Below are 678 nucleotides of genomic sequence, written 5' to 3'. Positions count from 1 at the left end.
AATGTGCTGCTGTCCCAGGGCATCATGCGCGGCGACCGGGTGGTGATCTATCTGCCGATGATCCCGGAGGCGGCCTATGCGATGCTCGCCTGTGCCCGGATCGGCGCCATCCATTCCATTGTTTTCGCGGGCTTTTCGCCCGATGCGCTGGCGAACCGGATCAATGATTGCGGCGCCAAGCTGGTGATCACCGCCGATACCGCGCCGCGCGGCGGGCGGCGCACGCCGCTGAAAGCCAACACCGATGCGGCGCTCTTGCACTGCTCGGACAAGGTGCGCTGCCTGGTGGTGAAACACACCGGCGATCAGATCAGCTGGGTGCATGGCCGCGACGTCGATCTTTTGTACCTGATGGAACACGTCAGCCCGGAATGCCCGCCGCGGCCGATGAATGCGGAAGATCCGCTCTTCATCCTTTACACCTCGGGCTCGACCGGCAAACCGAAGGGCGTCGTGCATACGACGGGCGGTTACCTCGTCTATGCGGCGATGACGCATCAGTACACCTTCGACTATAAAGACGGCGATGTCTTCTGGTGCACCGCCGATGTGGGCTGGGTGACGGGGCACAGCTACATCATCTACGGGCCGCTGGCGAATGGCGCGACGACCTTGATGTTCGAGGGCGTGCCGACCTTCCCCGATGCGGGCCGGTTCTGGGCAGTGTGCGAAAAGCAC

1 protein-coding gene is annotated in these 678 nt (G+C 63.3%); it reads left to right on the top strand.

Annotated features, from left to right (window positions below; translation table 11 throughout):
* Positions 1-678, top strand: a 678-nt coding sequence (locus FBT96_RS18335) for an AMP-binding protein (protein WP_169583598.1), incomplete at both ends; no start/stop codon positions are given.

The sequence above is a fragment of the Rhodobacter capsulatus genome, from assembly GCF_005144475.1.
Taxonomy (GTDB): Bacteria; Pseudomonadota; Alphaproteobacteria; order Rhodobacterales; family Rhodobacteraceae; genus Rhodobacter; species Rhodobacter capsulatus_C.
Note: the sequence above shows the minus strand (reverse complement) of the source record. Positions and strands in the feature narration are given on the sequence as shown.